Origin of the sequence: Nocardioides caldifontis (genome assembly GCF_008087345.1) — a bacterium.
Classification (GTDB): Bacteria; Actinomycetota; Actinomycetes; order Propionibacteriales; family Nocardioidaceae; genus Marmoricola_A; species Marmoricola_A caldifontis.
The window spans coordinates 513,133-536,419 of record NZ_VHIB01000008.1 but is presented as its reverse complement, the minus strand read 5'-3'; the positions used below and the strand labels follow the sequence as shown (position 1 = coordinate 536,419).

Sequence of the window (23,287 nt, the reverse complement as noted above, 5' to 3'; positions counted from 1 at the left end):
GTAAGGTCCGCAGCATGTTCGCCGTCTACGCGTCCTCGTTCTCCTCCGACGACCAGCTGTCCGGCCTCACGCTGGGGGAGCGGCCTGACCCGGAGGTGCCCGACGGCTGGACGACGGTCACCGTCAAGGCCACCTCGCTCAACCACCACGACCTCTGGTCGCTCAAGGGGGTCGGGCTCCGCGAGGAGGCGCTCCCGATGATCCTGGGCTGCGACGCCGCCGGGGTCGACGAGGACGGCAACGAGGTGGTCGTCCACGCGGTGGTCTCCGACCCCTCCTGGTCCGGCGACGAGACGTTCGACCCCAAGCGGTCGCTGCTGAGCGAGCGCTACCAGGGGACGTTCGCCGACCGGGTCGCCGTACCCCGTCGCAACGTGGTGCCCAAGCCCGCGTCCCTCTCCTTCGAGGAGGCCGCGTGCCTCCCGACCGCGTGGCTCACCGCCTACCGGATGCTCTTCACGCAGGGCGGGCTCAAGCCGGGCGACTCGGTGCTCGTCCAGGGCGCCGGCGGCGGCGTCGCCACCGCACTGATCACCCTGGCCCGCGCCGGGGGGCTGAAGGTCTACGCCACCAGCCGTGACGAGGCCAAGCGCGCCCGGGCCCTCGAGATCGGCGCCCACGAGGTGTTCGAGAGCGGGGCGCGGCTCCCGGTGAAGGTCGACGCGGTGATGGAGACCGTCGGCCGCGCAACCTGGTCGCACTCGGTGCGCTCGCTGCGTCCCGGCGGCCGCATCGTGATCAGCGGCACGACGAGCGGGCCGAAGGTCGACGACGCCGAGCTCACCCGGATCTTCTTCCTCCAGCTCAGCGTGATCGGCTCGACGATGGGCACCCGCACCGAGCTCGCCTCCCTCGTGCAGATGCTCGACGCCACCGGCACCCGGCCGCTCATCGACCGCACGCTGCCGCTCGAGGAGGCCGAGAAGGGGTTCGCCGCGATGGCCGGCGGCGACGTCTTCGGCAAGATCGTCTTCACCCGCTAGCCGTGGACGCCCGGCGACGGCTCGAGGAGGAGCGCCGCTCCACCCTCGACCGGCTCACCGCCCTGCAGGCCGACTTCGGCGCGATGGTCGAGGCCTCGGAGGGGTCGAACGCCGACGACGAGCACGACCCCGAGGGCGCCACGATCGCCTTCGAGCGGTCGCAGGTCAGCACGCTGGTCCGCCAGGCGCAGCGGCACCTGCGGGAGATCGACGCGGCGCTGGCCCGGGTCGAGGACGGCAGGTACGGCCGGTGCGAGCGGTGCGGCGAGCCGATCCCCGAGGGCCGGCTCGAGGCGCGCCCGGTGGCCCGCACCTGCGTCGCCTGCGCCTCCTGACCGGTGTCGAGCCGCCCTTCGTGGCGCGCGTGTGTGGTGTCGAGCCGCCCCTCGTGGCGGGCTGGGGCCTGTGGCTCCCGACGTACGGACGGTTGGCCAGGCCCCGATCCGTCCGTACGTCGGGAACGGCAGATCACCGGCGTACGGCGTCAGCGTTCATGTCCGTCCGCAGGTCAGTCGTCCTCGTCGTCGAGGCGGGCGAGCCAGGTGGCGAGCCGCTCGACGGGCACCTCGAAGTCGGGGTTGAGGTCGACGAACTCCTGCAGCCGGTCGGCGAGCCAGGCGATGCTGACCTCCTCCTCGCCACGCCGGCTCAGGAGCTCCTCGATGCCCCGGTCGGTGAAGTACACCCGCGGCCCCGTCAGGCGAAGGCCTGCTGCAGCAGCTCCTGCTGCTCCTGCTTGTGCCGGCTCGCCTGGCCGACCGCCGGGGAGGTCGACTCCGGACGGGAGACGCGCGACACCGGGACGGACAGCTTGTCGGCCACGTGCAGCTTGAAGTGCGGCCACGGCCCCATGTTCGCCGGCTCGTCCTGGACCCAGCGGACCTCCTTGAGGTTCGGGAACCGCCCGAGCTCCTCCTCCAGCTCCTCGACCGGCCGGGGGTAGAGCTGCTCGATCCGCACGATCGCGGTGCGCGGGTCGTCGGCCTCGGCCTTCTTGCGGTGGGCCATGAGGTCCCACGTGACGCGGCCGGAGCAGAGCAGCACCTTCTCGACCTTCTCGGGGTCGACGCCGTTGTCGCCGATCACCGGCAGGAACGCGCCCTCGGTGAAGTCCTCCGGGGTCGAGGCAGCCTCCTTGCGGCGCAGCATCGACTTCGGGGTGAAGACGATGAGCGGCCGGTGCTCCTCGCCCAGCGAGTGCTGGCGGAGCAGGTGGAAGTGGCTGGCCGGGGTCGACGGCTGGGCCACGACGAAGGCCTCGTCGGCGGCCATCGTGAGGAACCGCTCGATCCGCGCGGAGGAGTGGTCCGGCCCCTGGCCCTCGTAGCCGTGCGGCAGCAGCAGGACGACGCCCGACTGCTGGCCCCACTTGGTCTCGCCGGCGGTGATGTACTCGTCGATCACCGTCTGGGCGCCGTTGACGAAGTCGCCGAACTGCGCCTCCCACATCACCAGCGCCTCGGGGCGGGCGACGGAGTAGCCGTACTCGAAGCCGAGCGCGGCGTACTCCGAGAGCAGCGAGTCGTAGACGTAGAACTTCGCCTGGTCCTCGCTGAGGTTCGACAGCGGCGTCCACTCGTCACCGTTGCGGCGGTCGATGATCGTCGCGAACCGCTGGGTGAACGTGCCGCGTCGGGAGTCCTGGCCGGCGAGCCGGACCGGGCGCCCGTCCATCAGCAGCGAGGCGAAGGCGAGGATCTCGCCGGTGGCCCAGTCGATCGGACCGTCGGTGATCGCCGCGGCGCGCCGCTGCAGCTGGGGGAGCACCTTCGGGTGGACGGTGAACCCCTCGGGGGCGTTGACGTGTGCGTCGGCGACCCGCTTGAGCACCTCCCGGCTGATGGCGGTCGTCGCCTTGTGGGCCGGCTTCTCGGGGTACTCCGGCACGGTCGTCCACTGGTCGGGCGTCGACTCGCCCTCGCGGACCTCCCGGAACACCCGCTCGAGCTGCTCCTGGTAGTCGCGGAGGACCTGCTCGGCCTCCTCCAGCGTGATGTCGCCACGACCGATCAGGGACTCGGTGTAGAGCTTGCGCACCGAGCGCTTCTGCTCGATCAGGTCGTACATCAGCGGCTGGGTGTACGACGGGTCGTCACCCTCGTTGTGGCCGCGGCGGCGGTAGCAGACGAGGTCGATGACGACGTCCTTGTTGAATGCCTGGCGGTACTCGAAGGCGAGCCGGGCGACGCGGATGCAGGCCTCGGGGTCGTCGGCGTTGACGTGGAAGATCGGCGCCTGGACCATCCGCGCCACGTCGGTGCAGTAGAGCGAGGAGCGCGACTGCGACGGCGAGGTGGTGAAGCCGACCTGGTTGTTGACGACCACGTGGATCGTCCCGCCGGTGCGGTAGCCCCGCAGCTGCGACAGGTTCAGCGTCTCGGCGACCACGCCCTGGCCCGCGAACGCCGCGTCACCGTGGACGAGCAGCGGCAGGACCGGGAACTCGGCGCCCCGGTCGAGGACGTCCTGCTTGGCGCGCGCGATGCCCTCGAGCACCGGGTCGACGGTCTCGAGGTGCGACGGGTTCGCCGCCACCGAGACGTCGATCTTGGCCCCGGAGTCGGCGGTGAAGACGCCGTCGGCGCCCAGGTGGTACTTCACGTCGCCGGAGCCCTGCACGGTCCGCGGGTCGATGTTGCCCTCGAACTCCGCGAAGATCTGGCTGTAGGACTTGCCGACGATGTTCGCGAGCACGTTGAGCCGTCCGCGGTGGGCCATGCCGATGCAGACCTCGACGAGGCCGGACTCGGCGGCGTTCTCGCAGATCTCGTCGATCAGCGGGATCGTCGTCTCGCCGCCCTCGAGGCTGAACCGCTTCTGGCCGACGAACTTGGTCTGCAGGAAGGTCTCGAACGCCTCGGCCTGGTTGAGCTTCAGCAGGATCCGCAGCTGCTCCTCGCGGGGCGGCTTCACGTGCGGCTGCTCGACCCGCTGCTGGATCCAGCGGCGCTGCTCCGGGTCCTGGATGTGCATGTACTCGATGCCGATCGTGCGGCAGTACGAGTCGCGGAGGATCCCGAGGATGTCGCGGAGCTTCATGAACCGCCGGTCGCCGCCGAACGAGCCGGTGGCGAACTCGCGGTCGAGGTCCCACAGCGTCAGCCCGTGCGACTCGATCTCGAGGTCGGGGTGGCTGCGCTGCTGGTACTCCAGCGGGTCGGTGTCGGCCATCATGTGGCCGCGCACCCGGTAGGCGTGGATCAGCTCGAGGATCCGGGCCTGCTTGCTGATGTCGTCGTCGTGGTTGGTGGAGATGTCCCGCGCCCAGCGGATCGGCTCGTAGGGGATCCGCAGCGCCCGGAAGATCTCGTCGTAGAAGCCGTCCTCGCCGAGCAGCAGCGCGTGGATGCGCTTGAGGTACTCGCCCGACTGCGCGCCCTGGATCACCCGGTGGTCGTACGTCGAGGTCAGCGTCATGATCTTGCTGACCGCGTTGCGGGTGAGGGTCTCCTCCGACGCGCCCTGGAACTCCGGGGGGTACTCCATCGACCCGACGCCGATGATGCACCCCTGGCCCTTCATCAGCCGCGGCACGGAGTGGTTGGTCCCGATCGTGCCGGGGTTGGTGAGGCTGATCGAGGTGCCCTGGAAGTCGGAGACCTGCAGCTTGCCGTTGCGGGCCTTGCGGACGAGGTCCTCGTAGGCCGTCCAGAACTCCGCGAAGTCCATGGTCTCCGCGGCCTTGATCGACGGCACGAGCAGCTGGCGCGTCCCGTCGGACTTCTGCATGTCGATCGCGAGGCCGAGGTTCACGTGCGCCGGCTGCACCAGCTGCGGCTTGCCGTCGACCACGTCGTAGCCGTTGTTCATCTCCGGCATCGACTTGAGCGCCTTGACCATGGCGTAGCCGATGAGGTGGGTGAACGACACCTTGCCGCCGCGTGCGCGGGCGAGGTGGTTGTTGATGACGATGCGGTTGTCCCACAGCAGCTTGACCGGCACGCTGCGCACGCTGGTCGCGGTGGGCACCGAGAGGCTGGCGTCCATGTTCTGCGCGGTGCGCATCGGGGCGCCGCGCAGCTGGGTCAGCCGGGGCTCGTCGGTCGCGTCCGGCAGGTCCGCGGGGGCCTTCTCCTTGGGCACCGGCCGGGAGGCCGGGGGAGCCGGCACCGCGTCGGCGCGGGTGGCGACGTCGGTCTGCGGGGTGGTGCGCTCCGCGGAGCCACCGCTGCTCTTCCCGGACCGCGCGTTGCGGGAGATGTCCGCGGCGCGGGCCCGGGGGGTCACGACGGTGTCGTCGGCGGTGGGCTTGGTGTCGCGGGCTGCCTTCGCCGTCTTGGCCTTGGCGACCGGCGGCGCGCTCCGGGCCTGCGAGGAGGCCGCGTCCGCCCGGTCCCCGGGTGCCTCCTCCTCGTTCTTCTTCGAGGAGCCCTCACCTCCGGCGCGGCTGCCGCCGTTGGCGCCCGGCGCGAGACCGCGCTCGCGGAAGAAGGCCAGCCATGCGTCGTCGACGCTCGAGGGGTCGGCCTGGTACCGCTCGAGCATCTCGTCGACGAGCCACTCGTTCGCCCCGAAGTCCGCCATCGGGTCCGGCTGGTCACCGGTCTTGTGCTGGTGGACAGACTCGGCCACTCTCTTGTTCGCCTCTTCCGCTGCAGTCGTGGTTCGCCGTGTGGGTGTGCCGTCGGTCACCGCTTCTCGGACCGCGGTGGGACCGGCCTCCAATCTAGTCCTTCGCACCAGCGTGCGCGGCTGCTGGTGCGGCGCGCCGACCTGGACCTTCCACAGGGGGTGCCACGAGCCCGGCCCCGCGCCACGTCGAGAATGCCCGTATGCGCTCTCCTCATGCGTCCGACGACGCCTCGCGACCGCCGGCCCGGTCCCGCCGGACCCTGGTCGTCGCGCTGGTCGCCGTGGTCGTGCTCCTGCTCGGCGGGGGTGCGGCGGTGCTCGCGCTCTCGGGTGACGAGGAGGACGCCCCGACCGCCACGGAGCCCGGCGAGCCTGCGGACGAGAAGGGCGATCCGGGCGTCGCGGTGCCCACCCGGGTGGTGCGGGTCGCCGGGAAGCTGCACCCGGCCGCCGAGCGGCGGCTCGCGAAGCAGCTCCGCGTGCTGCTCGAGGAGTACGTCGAGGACGCGTACGTCGGCCGGGGCAAGGCGTTCCCCGGGTTCACCGACAAGGCGCGCCGGCTGGCCCGTCGTGACGCCGACGTGACGACCGGTCGGCGGCTCGGCGCCGGTGACGGTGAGCCGCCGGTGCTCCGCTCGGGCCGGGTCCGGGTGGCGGTGCTCTCGCCGCGCCCGCGCCAGCCGGTGGGGGCGACGGCAGCCGTCAGGCTGGTGCTCACCGCCGACGGTTCACGCTCGACGGTGACCGGCCAGCTGCACCTGACCCCGACGCGTCGCGGGTGGCAGGTCTTCGGCTACGAGCTGGCGATGTCGGGTGCCGGTGGACGCGTCGACGCCAGCACCGAGAAGGACGGCACGAGCGGAGGCAACCGGTGACCGCGAGCACACGCACGAGCAGGCTCGACGCCAGGCGTGGTCGCGGCCGCGCGTACCGCTGGCGCAGGACGGCCCTGCTGGCCGTCGTCCTCGCGGTGGCGGCGCTGGTGGTGCCCGACCCGTCGCTGAGGAGCACCCCGGCCTCCCTGGTCAAGGTCGACCGCGCCGACGGCGTCGACCACGACCGCCGCATGGTCTGGGTCCTGGTCCTGGGCTCCGACGCCCGTCCCGGCGACCCGCCGTGGCGCTCGCGCGCGGACGCGATCCAGATGGTGGGGCTCAACCTCGAGACCGGCCGCGGCGTGATGATCGGCGTGCCGCGCGACTCCTACGTCCCCATCCCCGGCCGGGGCAGCGACAAGATCAACGCCGCCATGACGTACGGCGGTCCGCCACTGATGGCCCGCGCCGTCGGGGACCTGGTGGGGGTCCGGCCGGACTACGTCTTCACCACCACGTTCGAGGGGCTGCAGTCGATGGTGTACACCGCCGGCGGCGTGGTGGTGCAGTCGCGGTTCGACATCACCGACCCCAAGATGCCCGGCCACGTCCGGCAGGGCCGGAACCGGCTCGACGCCCGTGAGGCGCTGTTCTTCAGCCGCGCCCGCTACGCCCTTCCGCGGGGCGACTTCGACCGGTCGGCGAACCAGCAGGCACTGCTCCGCGGGACCCTGGCCACGGTGCGCAGCCGCCTGGACCGCCCCGGGTTCTTCGAGCGGGGGGTGCTCTCCGTGCTGCGCAACACCAACACCGACCTGTCGCCGGTGGAGCTCTACCGGCTCGCCCGCGCGGTCACCAAGGTCCGCCCCGACCGGCTCCGCGGCTGCGTGATCGGCGGCTCGTTCGGCACCGCAGGAGGGGCGAGCATCGTGATCCCCGACGTCTCGACGGCCCGCCGGCTCGGGAACGAGGCCCGCAACGACGGGACCTTCGAGCGCGGCTGCTGACGCGCTTCCAAGAGAAGCGCCCCCGGTGCTCGTCGCTGCGCTCCTCGACCGGGGACTTGCCTCGCCACGAGCTCGAGCAAGCTCGGCTCGGGCTCACCTGCGCCCCCGGTAGGATTCGAACCTACGCTCCCGCCTCCGGAGGGCGGTGCTCTATCCCCTGAGCTACGGGGGCCTCGCGGCCTTGACGCGCCGGAAGCCTACATGACTACCAGGCAGCGGACCGCCGCCGGTATCGCTTCGACACCGCCGATAAACTCGGCAGGTGACCCCCCAGCAGATCTCCGACGCGGTCGTCCACGTCCTCGAAGGGCTGGTGACCCGTGGCGCCGTGGCGCTGGCCGAGGTGCCGGGCTCCGTGGTCGTGGAGCGGCCGAAGGTCCGCAGCCACGGCGACTACGCGACCAACGTCGCGCTCCAGCTCGCCAAGAAGGCGGGGATGCGCCCCCAGGAGCTGGCGGGGCTGCTCGCCGACGCGCTCCGCGAGGTCGGCGGCGTCGCCGACGTGCAGGTCGCGGGTCCCGGGTTCCTCAACATCACGGTCGAGGCCGGCGCCCAGGGGAGGGTCGCGGCGCAGGTCGTGGCCGCCGGGGCGTCGTACGGCCGCAACGAGGCGCTCGCCGGACGCTCGGTCAACGTCGAGTTCATCTCCGCGAACCCCACGGGTCCGCTGCACCTCGGGCACACCCGGTGGGCGGCGGTGGGCGACGCCCTCGCCCGGGTGATGGAGGCGGCGGGGGCCTCGGTGACCCGCGAGTTCTACGTCAACGACCGCGGCAACCAGATGGACAAGTTCGGCGCGTCCGTCGAGGCCGCGGCCCTGGGCCGGCCGGTCCCGGAGGACGGCTACCACGGCGCCTACATCCACGAGCTCGCCGAGCAGGTCGTCGCGGCGCGTCCCGACATCGTCGACCTGCCCGACGACGAGCGGCTGGTCGCGTTCCGCGAGGAGGCCTACCGGCTCCAGCTCGCCGAGCAGCAGCAGCAGCTCGAGGTCTTCCAGACCCACTTCGACGTCTGGTTCTCCGAGCGGAGCCTCTACGGCGAGGGCAAGGTCGACCACGGCCTCCAGGTCCTCGACAAGCAGGGCCACCTCTACGAGGCCGACGGCGCGCTGTGGATGCGCACCACCGACTACGGCGACGACAAGGACCGGGTGCTGCGGCGGAGCAACGGGGAGCTGACCTACTTCGCCTCCGACACCGCCTACTACGTCGACAAGCGCGAGCGCGGCTTCGACCTCTGCATCTACCTCCTCGGCGCCGACCACCACGGCTACGTCGGCCGGCTGAAGGCGATGGCGGCGTGCGCGGGCGACGACCCCGAGTCGAACATCGAGGTGCTGATCGGCCAGCTGGTCAAGATCCTCCGCGGCGGCGAGGAGGTGCGGCTCAGCAAGCGCGCCGGCTCGATCGTGACCCTGGGCGAGCTGGTCGACCTCATCGGCGTCGACGCGCTGCGCTACACGCTCTCCCGCTACCCGGTGGACTCCCCGCTGACGCTCGACGTCGAGGAGATCACCCGGGCCAGCGCGGAGAACCCCGTCTACTACGTGCAGTACGCCCACGCCCGGCTCGCCTCGATCCTGCGCAACGCCGCCGACCTCGACCTCGCCCCGGCGGGCGACGACTTCGACCCGGCGCTGCTCTCGCACGAGCGGGAGGGCGACCTGCTCCGGGCGCTCGCCGAGTTCCCGCGCGTCGTCGCCTCCGCCGCGCAGCTGCGCGAGCCGCACCGGGTGGCGCGCTACCTCGAGGAGACCGCCGGCACCTTCCACCGGTTCTACGACGCCTGCCGGGTGCTCCCGCAGGGCGACGAGGAGCCCGGCGACCTGCACCGCGCCCGGCTGCTGCTGGTCGCCGCGACCCGGATCGTGCTCGGGAACGGGCTGGCGCTGCTCGGCGTCACCGCGCCCGAGCGGATGTGAGAGCGGCGCCATGAGGTCGCACCAGGCCGGCGCGCTGCACGCCGACATCGGGACGAAGGGGCCTGCCTGGCTCCGTGAGCCGGCCGACCCCAACGCGCTCGTGCCGCTGCTCTGGCCGGTCACCGCGCGCAAGACCTACGAGGGCGCGCTGGTCGTCGGTGGCGTCGACCTCCGCGACCTCGCCCGCGATCACGGCACCCCGGCGTACGTCCTCGACGAGGAGGACTTCCGCCGCCGCGCCCGCGCCTTCCGCGAGGCCTTCGCCGACTACGACGTCTACTACGCCGCGAAGGCGTTCATCTGCACCACCGTCGCGCGATGGGTCGCCGAGGAGGGGCTGAACATCGACGTCTGCTCCGGCGGCGAGCTGACGGTCGCGCTCCGGGCCGGCATCGAGCCGGCGCGGATCGGGTTCCACGGCAACAACAAGTCGGTCGTCGAGCTCCGGCGCGCCCTCGAGGTGGGGGTGGGGCGGATCATCGTCGACTCGTTCGACGAGATCGACCGGCTCCTCGCGCTGACCGCCGAGACCGGCGCGGAGGCGCCGCTGATGGTGCGGGTCACCGCCGGCGTCGAGGCGCACACCCACGAGTACATCGCCACCGCCCACGAGGACCAGAAGTTCGGCTTCTCGATCACCTCCGGCGACGCGTTCGAGGCCGTACGCCGGATCGAGGCCGCGCCGGGGCTCCGGCTGCTCGGCCTGCACAGCCACATCGGCTCGCAGATCTTCGACACCTCCGGGTTCGAGGTCGCCGCGCGGCGGGTGCTGGCCCTTCACGCGCGGGTCTCCGACGAGCTCGGGGTGGTGATGCCCGAGCTCGACCTCGGCGGCGGCTTCGGGATCGCCTACACCACCCAGGACGACCCGTCGGACCCCTCGCAGCTGGCCGTCGAGCTGACCAAGATCGTCGAGCACGAGGCCCGGGCGCTCGAGGTCGACGTCCCGCGGCTCTCGATCGAGCCGGGCCGCGCGATCGTCGGTCCGGCGATGTGCACCCTCTACGAGGTCGGCACGGTCAAGGAGGTCCGGCTCGACGCGGGCGCCTCGCGCACCTACGTCTCCGTCGACGGCGGGATGAGCGACAACATCCGCACCGCGCTGTACGACGCCGACTACTCGGCCACCCTGGCCTCCCGGCGCTCGGACGCCGCCCCGGTCCTGGCCCGCGTCGTCGGCAAGCACTGCGAGGCCGGCGACATCGTGGTGCGCGACGAGTTCCTTCCCGGTGACGTGCGCCCCGGCGACCTCCTCGCGGTCCCGGGCACCGGCGCCTACTGCCGGTCGATGGCCAGCAACTACAACCACCTGCTGCGTCCGCCGGTGGTCGCGGTGCGTGACGGCGTGGCCACCGTCGTCGTGCGACGTGAGACCGAGGACGACCTGCTCGGCACCGACGTGGGACGATGACGGGCGTGACGACGGCTGTGGAGAGCAGGAGCCCCGGGAGCACGCGCGCGCCGCTGCGCGTCGCGGTGCTCGGCTGTGGCTCGGTGGGCAGCCAGGTCGTGCGGCTGCTCCTGGAGCAGGCCGACGACCTCGCGGCCCGGGTCGGTGCCCCTCTCGAGCTCGCCGGGGTGGCGGTGCGCCGCCTCGACGCGCGCCGGGACGTGGAGGTCCCGCCGGAGCTGCTGACCACCGACGCTCAGGGGCTGGTGACCTCCGGCGTCGACCTGGTGGTCGAGGTGATCGGGGGCATCGAGCCCGCCCGCGGCCTCATCCTCACGGCCCTGGAGTCGGGCGCCAGCGTGGTCACCGCGAACAAGGCGCTGCTCGCCGAGGACGGCGCCACCCTCTACGAGGCGGCGGACAAGTTCGGCCGCGACCTCTACTACGAGGCGGCCGTCGCCGGCGCGATCCCGATCCTCCGCCCGCTCCGCGAGTCCCTCGCCGGCGACCGGGTCCGCCGGGTGCTCGGCATCGTCAACGGCACCACGAACTTCATCCTCGACCGGATGGACACCTCCGGCGCCGGGTTCACCGAGTCGCTCGAGGAGGCCCAGGCGCTCGGGTACGCCGAGGCCGACCCGACCGCCGACGTGGAGGGGTTCGACGCCGCCGCGAAGGCTGCCATCCTCGCCAGCCTGGCCTTCCACACCCGGGTGGTCGCCGCCGACGTCCACCGGGAGGGGATCTCCGACGTCAGCGCGGCCGACGTCGCCTCCGCCCGTGAGATGGGGTGCGTGGTCAAGCTCCTCGCGATCTGCGACCTGACCGACGGACCCGACGGGCCTGCCGTCTCCGCCCGGGTCCACCCGGCGATGATCCCGAGGTCCCACCCGCTCGCCAGCGTGCGCGGCGCCTACAACGCGGTGTTCGTGGAGAGCGACGCCGCCGGCCAGCTGATGTTCTACGGCCCCGGCGCCGGTGGCTCGCCGACCGCGTCCGCGGTGCTCGGCGACCTGGTCACGGTCGCCCGCAACCGGCTCGCCGACGTCCGGGGGCCGGGGGAGTCGGCGTACGCGGACCTCCCGGTGCAGCCGATCGGCCAGGCCCGCACCCGCTACCACGTCTCGGTCGACGTCGACGACCGCGCCGGAGTCCTCGCGGTGGTCGCCCAGGCGTTCGCCGAGCACGGCGTCTCGATCCAGACCGTCCGGCAGGAGGGGCGCGGCGACGACGCCCAGCTCGTGGTTGTCTCGCACGCCGCCTCCGACGCCGACCTCCAGGCGACCGTCGAGACGCTCCGGGCGATGCCCGAGGTCCGCGACGTCTCCTCGGTGATGCGGGTCGAAGGAGCGGAGGCGGAGTGACCGGCCAGGGCACCACCACCGTCCAGGGCGCCGCCGGCCAGGCCGGCTCTGCCGGCCCGACGACCCACCAGTGGCGGGGCGTGATCGAGGAGTACCGCTCGCTCCTCCCGCTGCCGGAGGGCACCCCGACGCACACCCTGCGCGAGGGCGGCACGCCGCTCGTCGACAGCCCGTGGCTCTCCCGGGCCACCGGCGCCGAGGTCTGGATCAAGGTGGAGGGCGACAACCCGACCGGCTCCTTCAAGGACCGCGGGATGACCGTCGCGCTCTCGGTGGCCGTCGGCCAGGGCGCCGAGGCGGTCGTCTGCGCCTCGACCGGCAACACCAGCGCGTCGATGGCGGCGTACGCCGCGCGCGCGAAGGTCAAGCCGCTGGTGCTCGTGCCCCAGGGGAAGATCGCCGCCGGCAAGCTCGCGCAGGCGATCGTGCACGGGGCCCAGGTGATCATGGTCCGCGGCAACTTCGACGACTGCCTGCGGATGTCCCGCGAGCTCGCCGAGCGCTACCCGGTGGCGCTGGTCAACTCGGTGAACCCCTACCGCCTCGAGGGCCAGAAGACCGCGGCCTTCGAGATCGTCGACTTCCTCGGCGACGCCCCCGACGTCCACGTGCTGCCGGTCGGCAACGCCGGCAACATCTCGGCGTACTGGAAGGGTTACGTGGAGTACTCCGAGCTCGGCGTCAGCACCCAGCGGCCCCGGATGCTCGGCTGGCAGGCCGCCGGCGCGGCGCCGCTGGTAGCAGGGGAGCCGGTGCTCGCCCCCGAGACGGTGGCCTCCGCGATCCGGATCGGCAACCCGGCCTCCTGGCACCTCGCGGTCGACGCCGCGACGTCCTCGGGCGGCCGCTTCGGTGCGGTGGAGGACGAGGAGATCCTGGCCGCGCAGCGGCAGCTCGCCTCCGCCGAGGGGATCTTCGTCGAGCCCGGCTCGGCGGCCTCGGTGGCCGGGCTCCTCAAGGACGCCGCCGACCCCGCGCGGCGAGCCGAGCTGGAGGGGCGCCGGCTCGTCGTGACCGTCACCGGCCACGGGCTCAAGGACATCGACACCGCGCTCTCCACCTTCACCGACCTCGTCGACACGGTCGTCCAGCCCGACGCCGAGGCGGCCGCCCGCGCCGCCGGACTGGCGTGACGGGCAGCTCCGCCACGGGGTCGGCCACCGGTCCCGTGCGGGTGCGGGTGCCCGCGAGCAGCGCCAACCTCGGCCCGGGGTACGACGCGCTCGGGCTCGCGCTCGGCCACCACGACCTGCTCACCGCCGAGGTCGTCGACGGACCCGCGCCGGTGATCCTCGTCGAGGGCGAGGGGGCGAACGAGGTCCCGCTCGACTCCGGCCACCTCGTGCACCGCGCGATGTCCCGGGGCTTCGCCGAGCTCGGGCTGGCGGTGCCCCCGGTCCGGCTGCACTGCGTCAACGCGATCCCGCACGGCCGCGGCATGGGCTCGTCGTCGGCGGCCATCGTCGGCGGGCTCGCGGTCGCGCGGGCGCTTGCCGGTCCGGCCGGCGAGGCGCTGACCGACGACCGGCTCTTCGAGATCGGCGCCGAGCTCGAGGGGCACCCCGACAACGTCGCGGCGGCGGTCCACGGCGGGCTCACCATCGGCTGGACGGAGGGCGGACGGGCGCGCGCGGTCCGGCTGGACGTCACGGCCGCGGTCACCCCGGTCCTCCTGGTGCCGCCCGACCCGCTGGCCACCACGGTGGCGCGGCGGCTGCTCCCGCCCATGGTGCCGCACGAGGACGCCGCCTTCTCGGCGGGCCGGGCGGCGCTCCTCGTCGCGGCGCTCGCGTCGGGCGCCCACGCCCTCCTCGAGGCGACCGAGGACCGGCTCCACCAGCGCTACCGCGCACCCGCCATGCCCCGCTCCGCCGCCCTCGTCCAGGAGCTCCGCGACCTCCGGATCCCGGCGGTCATCTCCGGGGCCGGACCGACGGTGCTCGCCCTGCCCGAGCCGGCACGGGTCGCCGAGGTGACCGCTCGGACCCCCTCCGGGTGGCGTGCGCTCGACCCCGGGGTGGATCCCGGGGGAGTTGCCCACCTCACATGAACCTGTGGTGCTAGTCTGATCCAGCGCTTGGGACACGGCTGATGCAGTCCTCACCGACGTTGGCACCCCAGCCGGAGGCAAGCGCTTCACCTCCTTCAGCTCGTACGTCGGGTTCGTGCACCCCCACACCTGCCTCCCGTCCGAGCTGGCGGATACCACTCCTGTTCACGGCCGTCGGAGAACCGACCTGGCCTGTACGTGGGAAGGACCTCACGTGACCGAGACAGCCGCCACCACCCCCGCCGCACCGGAGAGCGCGCCGCGCCGCAGCCGCGGCGCCGGCGGGCTCAGCAGCAAGCTGCTGCCCGAGCTGAAGCAGATCGCCGGCGGCCTCGGCATCAAGGGCGTGAGCGGGATGAAGAAGGCCCAGCTCGTCGACGCGATCCGGGCCGCCCAGGCCGGTCAGACCTCGTCGGGCCCCTCGACTGCGCCCGCCGAGCCGGCTCGGGAGCCCCGTCAGGAGCCCCGCCAGGAGGTCCGGCAGGAGCCTCGCCAGGAGCCTCGTCAGGAGCCTCGTCAGGAGCAGCCGCAGGAGTCCCGCCAGGAGCCTCGCCAGGAGCCTCGTCAGGAGCCTCGTCAGGAGCAGCGCGCCGAGCAGCGCCAGGAGGCCCGTCGGGAGCAGGGCTCGGACGACCGCCGCGGGGAGCACGAGCAGCGGAACGACAACCGGGGCAACCAGCGGGACGACCGCCGGGACGACCAGGGCGGCCGTCAGGAGCGCGGCCAGTACGACCAGGGCGGCCGCGATCGGAACCAGCAGGACCGGACCCAGCAGGACCGGACCCAGCAGGACCGGAACCAGCAGGACCGCGAACAGCAGAACCGGAACCATCAGGACGACCGTCAGGGCGAGGAGCGCGGCAAGGGCCGCGTTGGCCGTGACCAGCGTGACCAGCGCGACCAGCGCGACCAGAGGGACCAGAGGGACCAGCGGGACCAGCGGGACCAGCAGGACCGCGGCGAGCAGGGCCAGCAGGACCAGCAGGGCAACCGGGGCCAGCAGGGCGCGCACGGTGACCAGGGCGACGAGGACGGCGGCAGCAACCGTCGTCGCCGCCGCCGCGGCCGCGACCGCGACCGCCAGAGCAACCAGCCGCAGGGCGGCGGCTACCGGGACCGCCGCCAGCACCAGGACGTGGACCTCGAGGTCACCGAGGACGACGTGCTCGTCCCGGTCGCGGGGATCGTCGACATCCTCGACAACTACGCGTTCGTCCGGACCAGCGGCTACCTCCCCGGCCCGAACGACGTCTACGTCTCGCTCTCGATGGTCCGCAAGTACGGCCTCCGCAAGGGCGACGCGGTCACCGGTGCGGTGCGCCAGGCCCGCGAGGGGGAGCGCAAGGAGAAGTTCAACCCGCTGGTCCGGATCGAGACGATCAACGGCGGCGACGTCGAGGCGGCGAAGGACCGGGTCGACTTCAGCAAGCTGACGCCGCTCTACGCCTCCGAGCGGCTCCGGCTCGAGACGGGCCACGACAACCTGATCGGTCGGGTCATCGACATCGCGGCACCGATCGGCAAGGGGCAGCGCGGCCTCATCGTCTCGCCGCCCAAGGCCGGCAAGACGATGATCCTGCAGTCGATCGCGAACTCGATCACCACCAACAACCCCGAGTGCCACCTGATGATCGTGCTGGTGGACGAGCGGCCCGAGGAGGTCACCGACTTCCAGCGGACGGTGAAGGGCGAGGTCATCGCCTCGACGTTCGACCGCCCGGCCAGCGACCACACCACGGTCGCGGAGCTCGCCATCGAGCGGGCCAAGCGGCTCGTCGAGCTCGGCCACGACGTCGTGGTGCTCCTCGACGGGATCACGCGGCTGGGCCGTGCGTACAACCTGGCGGCGCCGGCCAGCGGCCGGATCCTCTCCGGCGGCGTCGACTCGAGCGCGCTGTACCCCCCGAAGAAGTTCTTCGGGGCGGCCCGCAACATCGAGGACGGCGGCTCGCTGACGATCCTCGCGACGGCGCTCGTCGAGACCGGCTCGAAGATGGACGAGGTGATCTTCGAGGAGTTCAAGGGCACCGGCAACATGGAGCTGCGGCTGCGGCGCGAGTTCGCCGACAAGCGGCTCTTCCCGGCGATCGACGCCGTCCAGTCCGGCACGCGCCGCGAGGAGCTCCTGATGAGCAAGGAGGAGCTCGCGATCGTCTGGAAGCTGCGCCGGGTGCTCTCCGGGCTCGACGGTCAGCAGGCACTCGAGCTGCTGCTCGAGCGGCTCCGGAAGTCGCAGAGCAACATCGAGTTCCTGATGCAGGTCCAGAAGACCACCCCGTCCACCGGCGGGGACGACTGAGCAGAAGTCGGGCGGCTGCCCGGCGGATGTCGCCATTTGGACCGTCGGGCGGCGTCCGGCGTCCTATGCTCGCTCTGCACGCGTAGCGCGGGCGCGTCCCCCCGGCATCCCCACCGCGGCAACGCGCACCCACCCCCGGAGGAGCCATGGCCAGGATCGTGGTCGCCGACGACGACGTCGACGTCCGCACGCTGGTCGTGCTCAAGCTCGAAAGCTCCGGCCACGAGGTCGTGAGCGTCGAGAACGGCGCCCAGGCCGTCGAGCGCTGCCGCGCCGACCGACCGGACCTGGTCGTCCTCGACCTGATGATGCCCGGGATGAACGGGCTGGAGGCCTGCGCGGCCATCCGGTCCGACCCCTCCGTCGCCGCGACCCCGGTCATCCTCCTGACCGCCCGCGCGCAGGCGGCCGACGTCGACGCCGGGCTCGCCGCCGGTGCCGACGCCTACGTCACCAAGCCGTTCAGCCCCCGTGAGCTGGCCTCCCAGGTGGACGCCTTGCTCCAGCGGGCCGCCGGGTGATCCGAGGGGAGGCGACGGGAATGGTCGGCCGGCCCACCCTCCACGGGGCGCGCTCCTCCCTGCGCCGGCAGTACCTCCTCGCCCTCGCCTCGATCGTCACGGTCTGCGCCCTCGTCGCCGTCGCCTGCGCCGCGGCGGTGGTGTGGTCCTCGCGCACCATCCAGGACAGCGCCGACCGGGTCACCCAGCTCGAGGTCGCCAACCGCGACATCCGGCAGGCGATCAGCGACACCTCCGCGGCGGTGAACGACCACATCCTCGGGATCCCGGTGACCTCGAAGGCGCCGTACCTCACGGCTGCCGGGTGGCTGCCCCTGAGCCAGCGGACGCTGCGCGACCTCGCCGACGGCGACGAGAAGCTCGTCGACCTCGTCGCGCAGCAGGACGACGTGCTCTCCGAGTGGGCGAGGTACGCCGAGACGACGCTCGAGGATCCTGCGCCCAGGCCCGCGGACCGGCAGGCAGCCCTCCGCGAGAACAAGCAGCGGCTCGACTCCTTCATGGACGTCAACGAGCAGGTCAAGATGCGCATCGACGATCTCGTCGGCGAGATCCGGGACCGCACCGAACAGGTCACCTTCATCGTGCTCGTCGGGGTCATCCTGCTCCCGGCGATCACCGTGGCCTGGGTGGTCACGCTCGGCCGGCGGATGGGCGAGAACGTCGTCCGGCCGCTCTCGGACATCACCGCGGTGCTCGAGCGGCTCCGCTCCGGCGACCTGGAGGCGCGCGCGGCGGTCGAGGGCCCCGAGGAGATCCAGCAGATCGCGTCCGCCCTCAACCTGCTCACCGACGAGAACATCCGCGCCGTCGAGGTCGAGGCCGACGTGCTCAACCAGCTCGAGGCGATCGACCGGGTCCGCACCGACCTGGTGTCGACGGTCTCGCACGAGCTGCGGACCCCGCTGACCAGCATCGCCGGCTACCTCGAGCTGCTCCAGGACGACCTGACCGGCAACCTGTCGAGCCAGCAGCTCACGATGATGGGTGCGATCCGGCGGAACCTCGACCGGCTCACCGAGCTGATCGAGAACCTCCTCGCCCTGTCCCGCGCCGAGGAGACCACCTTCGCGATGGAGCCGGTCGACCTGCGCGGGATCGCCTCCGAGGTCGCCTCCGACATCCGGCTGACCGCGGCGGCCCGCGACATCACCGTGCGCACCCAGCACCCGCCGGTCCCGGTGGTGGTGCTCGGCGACCGCAGCCAGCTGATCCGGGCGGTGCAGAACCTGGTGACCAACGCGGTCAAGTTCTCCCGCCAGGGCGGGGTCGTCGAGGTGCGGGTGAGCCAGGAGGACACCGAGGCGGTCCTCGAGGTCTCCGACGAGGGCATCGGGATCCCGGCGGCCGACCTGCCGGGGCTCGGATCGCGGTTCTACCGCGCCCGCAACGCGGTCGAGGCCGAGATCTCCGGCACCGGGCTCGGGCTGCGGATCGTGCAGACCATCCTCGACCGCCACGAGGGGCAGCTCGCCGTCGACTCGGTGGAGGGCGAGGGAGCCACCTTCACGCTCCGCCTCCCCACCAGCACCCGGCCGTTCCCCCCGACCTCGGCCGAGCCCGGGGCGGTGGACCAGGCCGGGAACCAGGCCGCGGGACAGGCGGCTGCGGCGCCCCAGCTGACCCGGGACTAATTTCGCCGGTTCGCGCGTTTCTGCCACACTGGATCCTTGGCTCCGGTTCACGTCCTCCGACGGGGGACGACCCGGCGGCCCACACGAGAGGACATCATGAAGAACGGCATCCACCCGGACTACGTCGAGACCCAGGTGACCTGCACCTGTGGCAACACGTTCACCACGCGCAGCACCGCGACGAGCGGCTCCATCCACGCCGATGTCTGCTCCGCGTGCCACCCCTTCTACACCGGCAAGCAGAAGATCCTCGACACCGGCGGTCGCGTCGCCCGGTTCGAGGCCCGCTACGCCAAGGCCAAGCAGGGCAAGCAGGGCAAGCAGGGCAAGTAGCCCGTCACGCAGGACGCCGGCTCCACCTCGTGGTGGGCCGGCGTCCGGCATGTCGGCGTGGTGGTCGCTGCGCCGCAGGAGCGGGAACGGGCGAAGGAGGTAGCGGTGTTCGAGGCGGTCCAGGGGCTGCTCGACGAGCACGCCGACCTCGAGCGGAGGATGGCCGACCCGGCGGTGCACGCCGACCAGGCCGCCGCCCGCCGGCTCGGGCAGAGGTACGCCGAGCTCGGTGCCGTCGTCCGCACCTACCGGGAGTGGCAGCAGCTCGGCGACGACCTCGGAGCCGCCCGGGAGCTCGCCGCGGAGGACCCGGCGTTCGCCGAGGAGGCCGCGGAGCTCGAGCAGCGCCGCGATGCGGCGGCCGAGCGGCTGCAGCGGCTCCTGGTGCCCCGCGACCCGTCCGACGGCAAGGACGCGATCCTCGAGATCAAGTCGGGCGAGGGTGGCGAGGAGTCGGCGCTGTTCGCCGGCGACCTCTACCGGATGTACACCCGCTTCGCCGAGCAGCGCGGCTGGCGTACCGAGGTGCTCGACGCCACCCCCTCGGACCTCGGCGGCTACAAGTCCGTGACGGTGGCGGTCAAGGCACGTGGCAACCCCGAGCCGGGGGAGGCGCCGTACGCCCTGCTGAAATTCGAGGGCGGGGTGCACCGCGTCCAACGCGTGCCGGTGACCGAGTCGCAGGGACGGGTCCACACCTCCGCCGCCGGCGTGCTGGTGATGCCGGAGGCAGAGCCGGTCGACGTCACGATCGAGGACAAGGACCTGCGGATCGACGTGTTCCGCTCCTCCGGCCCCGGCGGGCAGAGCGTGAACACCACCGACTCCGCCGTCCGGATCACCCACCTCCCGACCGGACTGGTGGTGAGCTGCCAGAACGAGAAGTCGCAGCTGCAGAACAAGGAGCAGGCGCTCCGGATCCTGCGCTCGCGGCTGCTCCAGGCCGCCGAGGAGGCCGCGAACGCGGAGGCGTCCGACGCCCGTCGCTCCCAGGTGCGCACCGTGGACCGCTCCGAGCGGATCCGCACCTACAACTTCCCGGAGAACCGGATCTCCGACCACCGGACCGGGTTCAAGGCCTACAACCTCGACCAGGTGCTCGGCGGCGAGCTGGCCCCGGTGATCGGCTCGTGCGTCGAGGCTGACCTGGCCGCTCGGCTCGAGGCGATCAGCCGGTGACCGGCCCGGCGGGTCCGCCGACGCCGAGGGCGCTGGTCGCGGCGGCCGCGCGCCGCCTCGCGGAGGCGGGGGTGGCCTCTGCCGACCACGACGCGGCCGAGCTGCTCGCCCACGTCCTCGGCACCTCTCGCGCGGCCCTGCCGCTCCGCGACGCGGTGGACACCGAGGAGGCGAGCCGGTTCGAGGCCCTCGTCGAGCGGCGCGCCCGCCGCGAGCCGCTGCAGCACCTGACCGGACGCGTCGGGTTCCGCTACCGCGAGCTCGTCGTCGGCCCCGGCGTCTTCGTCCCTCGGCCCGAGACCGAGGTGCTCGCCGGGTGGGCCGTCGACAGGGCCCGGGAGGTCGTCGACGCGGGCCGCGTGCCGGTCGTCGTCGACCTGTGCACCGGGTCCGGGGCGATCGCGCTCTCGGTGGCCACCGAGGTGCCGACCGCGGAGGTGCACGCCGTCGAGCTCGACGAGGGCGCCGCCGCGTGGGCGGAGCGGAACCTGGCCGGCACCGGGGTGCGGCTGCGGCAGGGCGACATGGCCGACGCGTTCCCCGAGCTCGACGGCTCGGTCGACGTGGTGGTCGCCAACCCGCCGTACATCCCGCTGGAGGCCTACGAGTCGGTGCCGCCCGAGGTCCGTGACCACGACCCCTCGGCCGCACTGTGGAGCGGCGGCGACGGGCTCGACGCGATGCGGGTGGTGGAGCGGGTGGCCGCGCGGCTCCTCCACGGCGGCGGCGTCGTGGGCGCCGAGCACGCCGACGTGCAGGGCGAGGCGGCCCCCGCGGTCTTCGCCGCCACCGGCCGGTGGGCCGAGGTGCGCGACCACGCCGACCTCGCAGGTCGGCCTCGGTTCGTGACGGCGCGACTGGCACGATGACGCCCATGGCCACGCGCTACGACCTCTCCGACCCCGAGCAGCGCGAGGAAGGCATCGCGGCGGCCGGCCGGGCCGTGCAGCGCGGGCGGCTCGTGGTCCTGCCCACCGACACCGTCTACGGCGTGGGCGCCGACGCGTTCAGCCCCGAGGCGGTCAAGCGGCTGCTCGACGCGAAGGGGCGGGGGAGGCACATGCCGCCGCCGGTGCTGGTGTCGGCGCGGACCACGCTGGACGCCCTCGCGGTCGGCGTGCCCGACTGGGCGCGCGTCCTCGTGGACACGCTCTGGCCGGGGCCGCTGACGCTCGTCGTCCGGCAGCAGGCCAGCCTCCAGTGGGACCTCGGCGAGACCCGCGGCACGGTCGCGGTGCGGATGCCCGACCACGAGGCCGCGCTCGAGCTGCTCTCCCGCACCGGCCCCCTCGCGGTGAGCAGTGCGAACCGCACGGGGCTGCCGGCGGCGACCAACGCCGACGACGCCGAGGCGATGCTGGGCGAGCTGGTGCGGGTGCTGCTCGACGGGGGACCGACGCCCGGGCCGGTGCCCTCGACGATCGTCGACTGCACGGGGCCGCGGCCGCGGATCCTGCGCGAGGGGCTGCTGGACGTGGCGCGGCTCGACGAGGTCCTCTCCCAGACCGGCGTGCAGGTGGCCGGTGACGACGAGGGCGACTAGGCGGTCGGATGCGCGAGTACCTCGCGGTCTTCCTCGTCGCGGTCTCGGTCACCTACCTCCTGGCGGTGCTGGCCCGCGAGACCGCCCTGCGCTTCGGCGCGGTGGCGCGGGTCCGCGACCGCGACGTCCACGAGATCCCGATCCCGTACTTCGGCGGCATCGCGATGTACGGCGGGCTGGTGGCCGCGGTGATCGTCGCCCAGCACCTCCCGTTCCTCCGCAGCGCGGGCGCGCAGCTCTTCGACGACGCGTGGGCGGTGCTCGCGGCCGGGGGGATGGTCTGCCTGCTCGGGGTCCTCGACGACCTCTTCGAGCTCGACGCGCTGACCAAGCTCGGCGGGCAGGTCCTCGCCGCGGGGTTCCTGGTGCTCAACGAGGTGCAGTTCTACTACGTGTGGGTCCCCGGCAACGGCCAGCTCACCCTCGACGCCGCGCAGGCCGTGCTCGCCACCGTCTTCCTGGTCGTCGCCACCATCAACGCCGTCAACTTCGTCGACGGGCTGGACGGGCTCGCGGCCGGGGTGATCGGGTTGGGCGCGGTCGGGTTCTTCCTCTTCTCCTACCGGCTGGCGTCGGTGAACGGCGAGAGCCTCGCGGTGACCGCGGCGCTCCTCTGCGCCGCGCTCGCGGGGAGCTGCGTCGGGTTCATCTCCCACAACTTCCACCCCGCCGAGATGTTCATGGGCGACAGCGGCTCGATGCTGATCGGGCTCGTCCTCGCGGCCTCCGCGCTCACCCTCACCGGCCGGTTCCCGGCGGTGGACTTCTCCGAGAGCGGCGCCACCGACACCACCAGCCTGCTCCCGGTGCTGCTGCCGATCCTGCTGCCGATCTCGATCCTGGTGGTCCCGTTCGCCGACCTGGTGCTCGCGGTGGTCCGCCGTACGTTGCGCGGGCAGTCGCCCTTCGCGCCGGACAAGCGGCACCTGCACCACCGGCTGCTGGAGTACGGCCACACCCACCGCAGGGCCGTCGTCGTGATGTGGCTGTGGGCCGCGCTGATCGCGCTCGGGGGCGTGGCGCTGAGCCTCTCCCAGAGCCGGCTCGTGCTCGCCGGGATCGCGTCGTGGCTGGCGGTCACCGTGCTTCTGACCTTCGTCGTGCCCCGCGTCGACCGCCCCGGGTGGACCCACGGCGAGGACTACCGGCACCCCGCTGGATGACCCCGATTTCAGCCTCGCCAGGACTTTGTGCTAATTTTCACAAGCACCTCCCGACCAGCTCCAAGCGCTAGGAACGGCCGCCAATGACGACGACCGAGGACCCGCTCCCGATGGTGTTGCCATCGGTCCCGGGGCAGCGGTCGGCCCTCCTCCTGACGCTCCTCGTCGGGGGAGGAGGCGTGGCCCTCGCGGCGCTCACCGGACAGGGCGAGCGGCAGGTCGTCGGCGCGCTCGTCGGCGCCGGAGTGGTCGGGGCGTTCTTCCTCTTCGGCACGCTGACCACGGGTTTCGTCGCCGCGCACGCCCCGCGGGCCTCGCTGATGGTGGCGGTCCTGACCTACACCCTCCAGGTCGTCCTGCTGGCCCTGCTGCTCACCGCGGTCACCGGTTCGCCGGCCGTCCGCGACGCCGTCGACGGGCAGTGGCTCGGGGGCACCGTGCTGGTCGGCGCGCTGGCCTGGACCGGCGCCCTGGTCGCCGGTGCGACGAGGGGAGGCGCGCGGTGAGAGG

At 72.8% G+C, this 23,287-nt stretch carries 20 protein-coding genes and 1 tRNA gene; 18 read left to right on the top strand and 3 right to left on the bottom strand.

Features of this window, described 5'->3' with window-relative positions:
* Positions 1-14 precede the first annotated feature (14 nt).
* Together FIP57_RS16820 and FIP57_RS16815 are read left to right on the top strand one after the other, a co-directional pair.
* The gene (locus FIP57_RS16820) at positions 15-983 is read left to right on the top strand and encodes a zinc-binding dehydrogenase (RefSeq protein ID WP_148574659.1); all 969 of its coding nucleotides are present in this window, start codon (positions 15-17) and stop codon (positions 981-983) included.
* A 2-nt stretch (positions 984-985) separates the two neighbouring features.
* Positions 986-1,318, top strand: a complete 333-nt coding sequence (locus FIP57_RS16815) for a TraR/DksA family transcriptional regulator (protein ID WP_238993532.1) — start codon at positions 986-988, stop codon at positions 1,316-1,318.
* 173 nt (positions 1,319-1,491) lie between these two features.
* On the opposite strand, the gene FIP57_RS23735 is transcribed toward FIP57_RS16815, so the two are convergent.
* Together FIP57_RS23735 and FIP57_RS16810 are read right to left on the bottom strand one after the other, a co-directional pair.
* Entirely contained in the window at positions 1,492-1,668 is a 177-nt protein-coding gene (locus FIP57_RS23735; RefSeq protein WP_203231301.1) for a DUF6104 family protein, read from the bottom strand.
* Positions 1,669-1,679: 11 nt separating this feature from the next.
* Positions 1,680-5,507: a multifunctional oxoglutarate decarboxylase/oxoglutarate dehydrogenase thiamine pyrophosphate-binding subunit/dihydrolipoyllysine-residue succinyltransferase subunit gene (locus tag FIP57_RS16810; RefSeq protein WP_148574776.1), complete on the bottom strand. Its 3,828-nt coding sequence runs from the start codon at positions 5,505-5,507 to the stop codon at positions 1,680-1,682.
* Positions 5,508-5,755: 248 nt separating this feature from the next.
* Between FIP57_RS16810 and FIP57_RS16805 the strand changes: the two genes are divergently transcribed.
* Together FIP57_RS16805 and FIP57_RS16800 are read left to right on the top strand one after the other, a co-directional pair.
* Complete coding sequence (locus FIP57_RS16805; RefSeq protein WP_148574658.1) at positions 5,756-6,430, top strand: hypothetical protein; 675 nt, start codon at positions 5,756-5,758, stop codon at positions 6,428-6,430.
* The gene (locus tag FIP57_RS16800) at positions 6,427-7,377 is read left to right on the top strand and encodes an LCP family protein (RefSeq protein ID WP_238993531.1); all 951 of its coding nucleotides are present in this window, start codon (positions 6,427-6,429) and stop codon (positions 7,375-7,377) included. The genes FIP57_RS16805 and FIP57_RS16800 overlap by 4 nt, the downstream gene beginning before the upstream one ends.
* Before the next feature lie 100 nt (positions 7,378-7,477).
* Here FIP57_RS16800 and FIP57_RS16795 read toward each other — a convergent pair.
* Positions 7,478-7,549 (bottom strand) — tRNA-Arg (locus FIP57_RS16795).
* 90 nt (positions 7,550-7,639) lie between these two features.
* On the opposite strand from FIP57_RS16795, the gene argS reads away from it, so the two are divergent.
* The 14 genes from argS to FIP57_RS16725 all read left to right on the top strand — a co-directional run bounded on the left by argS (position 7,640) and on the right by FIP57_RS16725 (position 23,283).
* Positions 7,640-9,301, top strand: coding sequence for an arginine--tRNA ligase (gene argS / locus FIP57_RS16790; RefSeq protein ID WP_148574657.1), 1,662 nt, complete (start codon positions 7,640-7,642; stop codon positions 9,299-9,301).
* 10 nt (positions 9,302-9,311) lie between these two features.
* Positions 9,312-10,712, top strand: coding sequence for a diaminopimelate decarboxylase (gene lysA, locus FIP57_RS16785; protein WP_148574656.1), 1,401 nt, complete (start codon positions 9,312-9,314; stop codon positions 10,710-10,712).
* A gap of 5 nt (positions 10,713-10,717) precedes the next feature.
* Positions 10,718-12,055, top strand: coding sequence for a homoserine dehydrogenase (locus tag FIP57_RS16780; protein WP_238993530.1), 1,338 nt, complete (start codon positions 10,718-10,720; stop codon positions 12,053-12,055).
* An 80-nt stretch (positions 12,056-12,135) separates the two neighbouring features.
* Positions 12,136-13,188: a threonine synthase gene (thrC, locus tag FIP57_RS16775; protein ID WP_238993554.1), complete on the top strand. Its 1,053-nt coding sequence runs from the start codon at positions 12,136-12,138 to the stop codon at positions 13,186-13,188.
* Complete coding sequence (gene thrB / locus FIP57_RS16770; RefSeq protein ID WP_148574653.1) at positions 13,185-14,105, top strand: homoserine kinase; 921 nt, start codon at positions 13,185-13,187, stop codon at positions 14,103-14,105. The genes thrC and thrB overlap by 4 nt, the downstream gene beginning before the upstream one ends.
* Positions 14,106-14,319: 214 nt before the next feature.
* Complete coding sequence (gene rho, locus FIP57_RS16765; RefSeq protein ID WP_148574652.1) at positions 14,320-16,404, top strand: transcription termination factor Rho; 2,085 nt, start codon at positions 14,320-14,322, stop codon at positions 16,402-16,404.
* 146 nt (positions 16,405-16,550) lie between these two features.
* Positions 16,551-16,925 (top strand): response regulator transcription factor, encoded by a 375-nt coding sequence (locus FIP57_RS16760; RefSeq protein WP_148574651.1) that lies wholly within the window; start codon positions 16,551-16,553, stop codon positions 16,923-16,925.
* Between the two features lie 20 nt (positions 16,926-16,945).
* Positions 16,946-18,559, top strand: a complete 1,614-nt coding sequence (locus tag FIP57_RS16755; protein WP_148574650.1) for a sensor histidine kinase — start codon at positions 16,946-16,948, stop codon at positions 18,557-18,559.
* Positions 18,560-18,655: 96 nt separating this feature from the next.
* Complete coding sequence (rpmE, locus tag FIP57_RS16750; protein WP_148574649.1) at positions 18,656-18,892, top strand: 50S ribosomal protein L31; 237 nt, start codon at positions 18,656-18,658, stop codon at positions 18,890-18,892.
* A 105-nt stretch (positions 18,893-18,997) separates the two neighbouring features.
* Positions 18,998-20,071 (top strand): peptide chain release factor 1, encoded by a 1,074-nt coding sequence (gene prfA, locus FIP57_RS16745; protein ID WP_148574648.1) that lies wholly within the window; start codon positions 18,998-19,000, stop codon positions 20,069-20,071.
* Positions 20,068-20,940, top strand: a complete 873-nt coding sequence (gene prmC, locus FIP57_RS16740; protein ID WP_148574647.1) for a peptide chain release factor N(5)-glutamine methyltransferase — start codon at positions 20,068-20,070, stop codon at positions 20,938-20,940. The genes prfA and prmC overlap by 4 nt, the downstream gene beginning before the upstream one ends.
* Positions 20,941-20,945: 5 nt before the next feature.
* Positions 20,946-21,614: an L-threonylcarbamoyladenylate synthase gene (locus tag FIP57_RS16735; RefSeq protein WP_148574646.1), complete on the top strand. Its 669-nt coding sequence runs from the start codon at positions 20,946-20,948 to the stop codon at positions 21,612-21,614.
* An 8-nt stretch (positions 21,615-21,622) separates the two neighbouring features.
* Positions 21,623-22,777, top strand: a complete 1,155-nt coding sequence (locus FIP57_RS16730; RefSeq protein ID WP_148574645.1) for a glycosyltransferase family 4 protein — start codon at positions 21,623-21,625, stop codon at positions 22,775-22,777.
* Positions 22,778-22,860: 83 nt separating this feature from the next.
* Positions 22,861-23,283: a hypothetical protein gene (locus FIP57_RS16725; RefSeq protein ID WP_148574644.1), complete on the top strand. Its 423-nt coding sequence runs from the start codon at positions 22,861-22,863 to the stop codon at positions 23,281-23,283.
* Positions 23,284-23,287: the final 4 nt, after the last annotated feature.

Bases quoted from the DNA above. Each gene is read 5' to 3' on its own strand.
- FIP57_RS16805 (WP_148574658.1), top strand. From the start codon at position 5,756: ATGCGCTCTCCTCATGCGTCCGACGACGCCTCGCGACCGCCGGCCCGG.
- FIP57_RS16755 (WP_148574650.1), top strand. From the start codon at position 16,946: ATGGTCGGCCGGCCCACCCTCCACGGGGCGCGCTCCTCCCTGCGCCGG.
- FIP57_RS16725 (WP_148574644.1), top strand. From the start codon at position 22,861: ATGACGACGACCGAGGACCCGCTCCCGATGGTGTTGCCATCGGTCCCG.
- FIP57_RS16820 (WP_148574659.1), top strand. From the start codon at position 15: ATGTTCGCCGTCTACGCGTCCTCGTTCTCCTCCGACGACCAGCTGTCC.
- FIP57_RS16730 (WP_148574645.1), top strand. From the start codon at position 21,623: ATGCGCGAGTACCTCGCGGTCTTCCTCGTCGCGGTCTCGGTCACCTAC.
- rpmE (WP_148574649.1), top strand. From the start codon at position 18,656: ATGAAGAACGGCATCCACCCGGACTACGTCGAGACCCAGGTGACCTGC.
- FIP57_RS16810 (WP_148574776.1), bottom strand. From the start codon at position 5,507: ATGGCGGACTTCGGGGCGAACGAGTGGCTCGTCGACGAGATGCTCGAG.
- FIP57_RS16735 (WP_148574646.1), top strand. From the start codon at position 20,946: ATGGCCACGCGCTACGACCTCTCCGACCCCGAGCAGCGCGAGGAAGGC.
- FIP57_RS16760 (WP_148574651.1), top strand. From the start codon at position 16,551: ATGGCCAGGATCGTGGTCGCCGACGACGACGTCGACGTCCGCACGCTG.
- lysA (WP_148574656.1), top strand. From the start codon at position 9,312: ATGAGGTCGCACCAGGCCGGCGCGCTGCACGCCGACATCGGGACGAAG.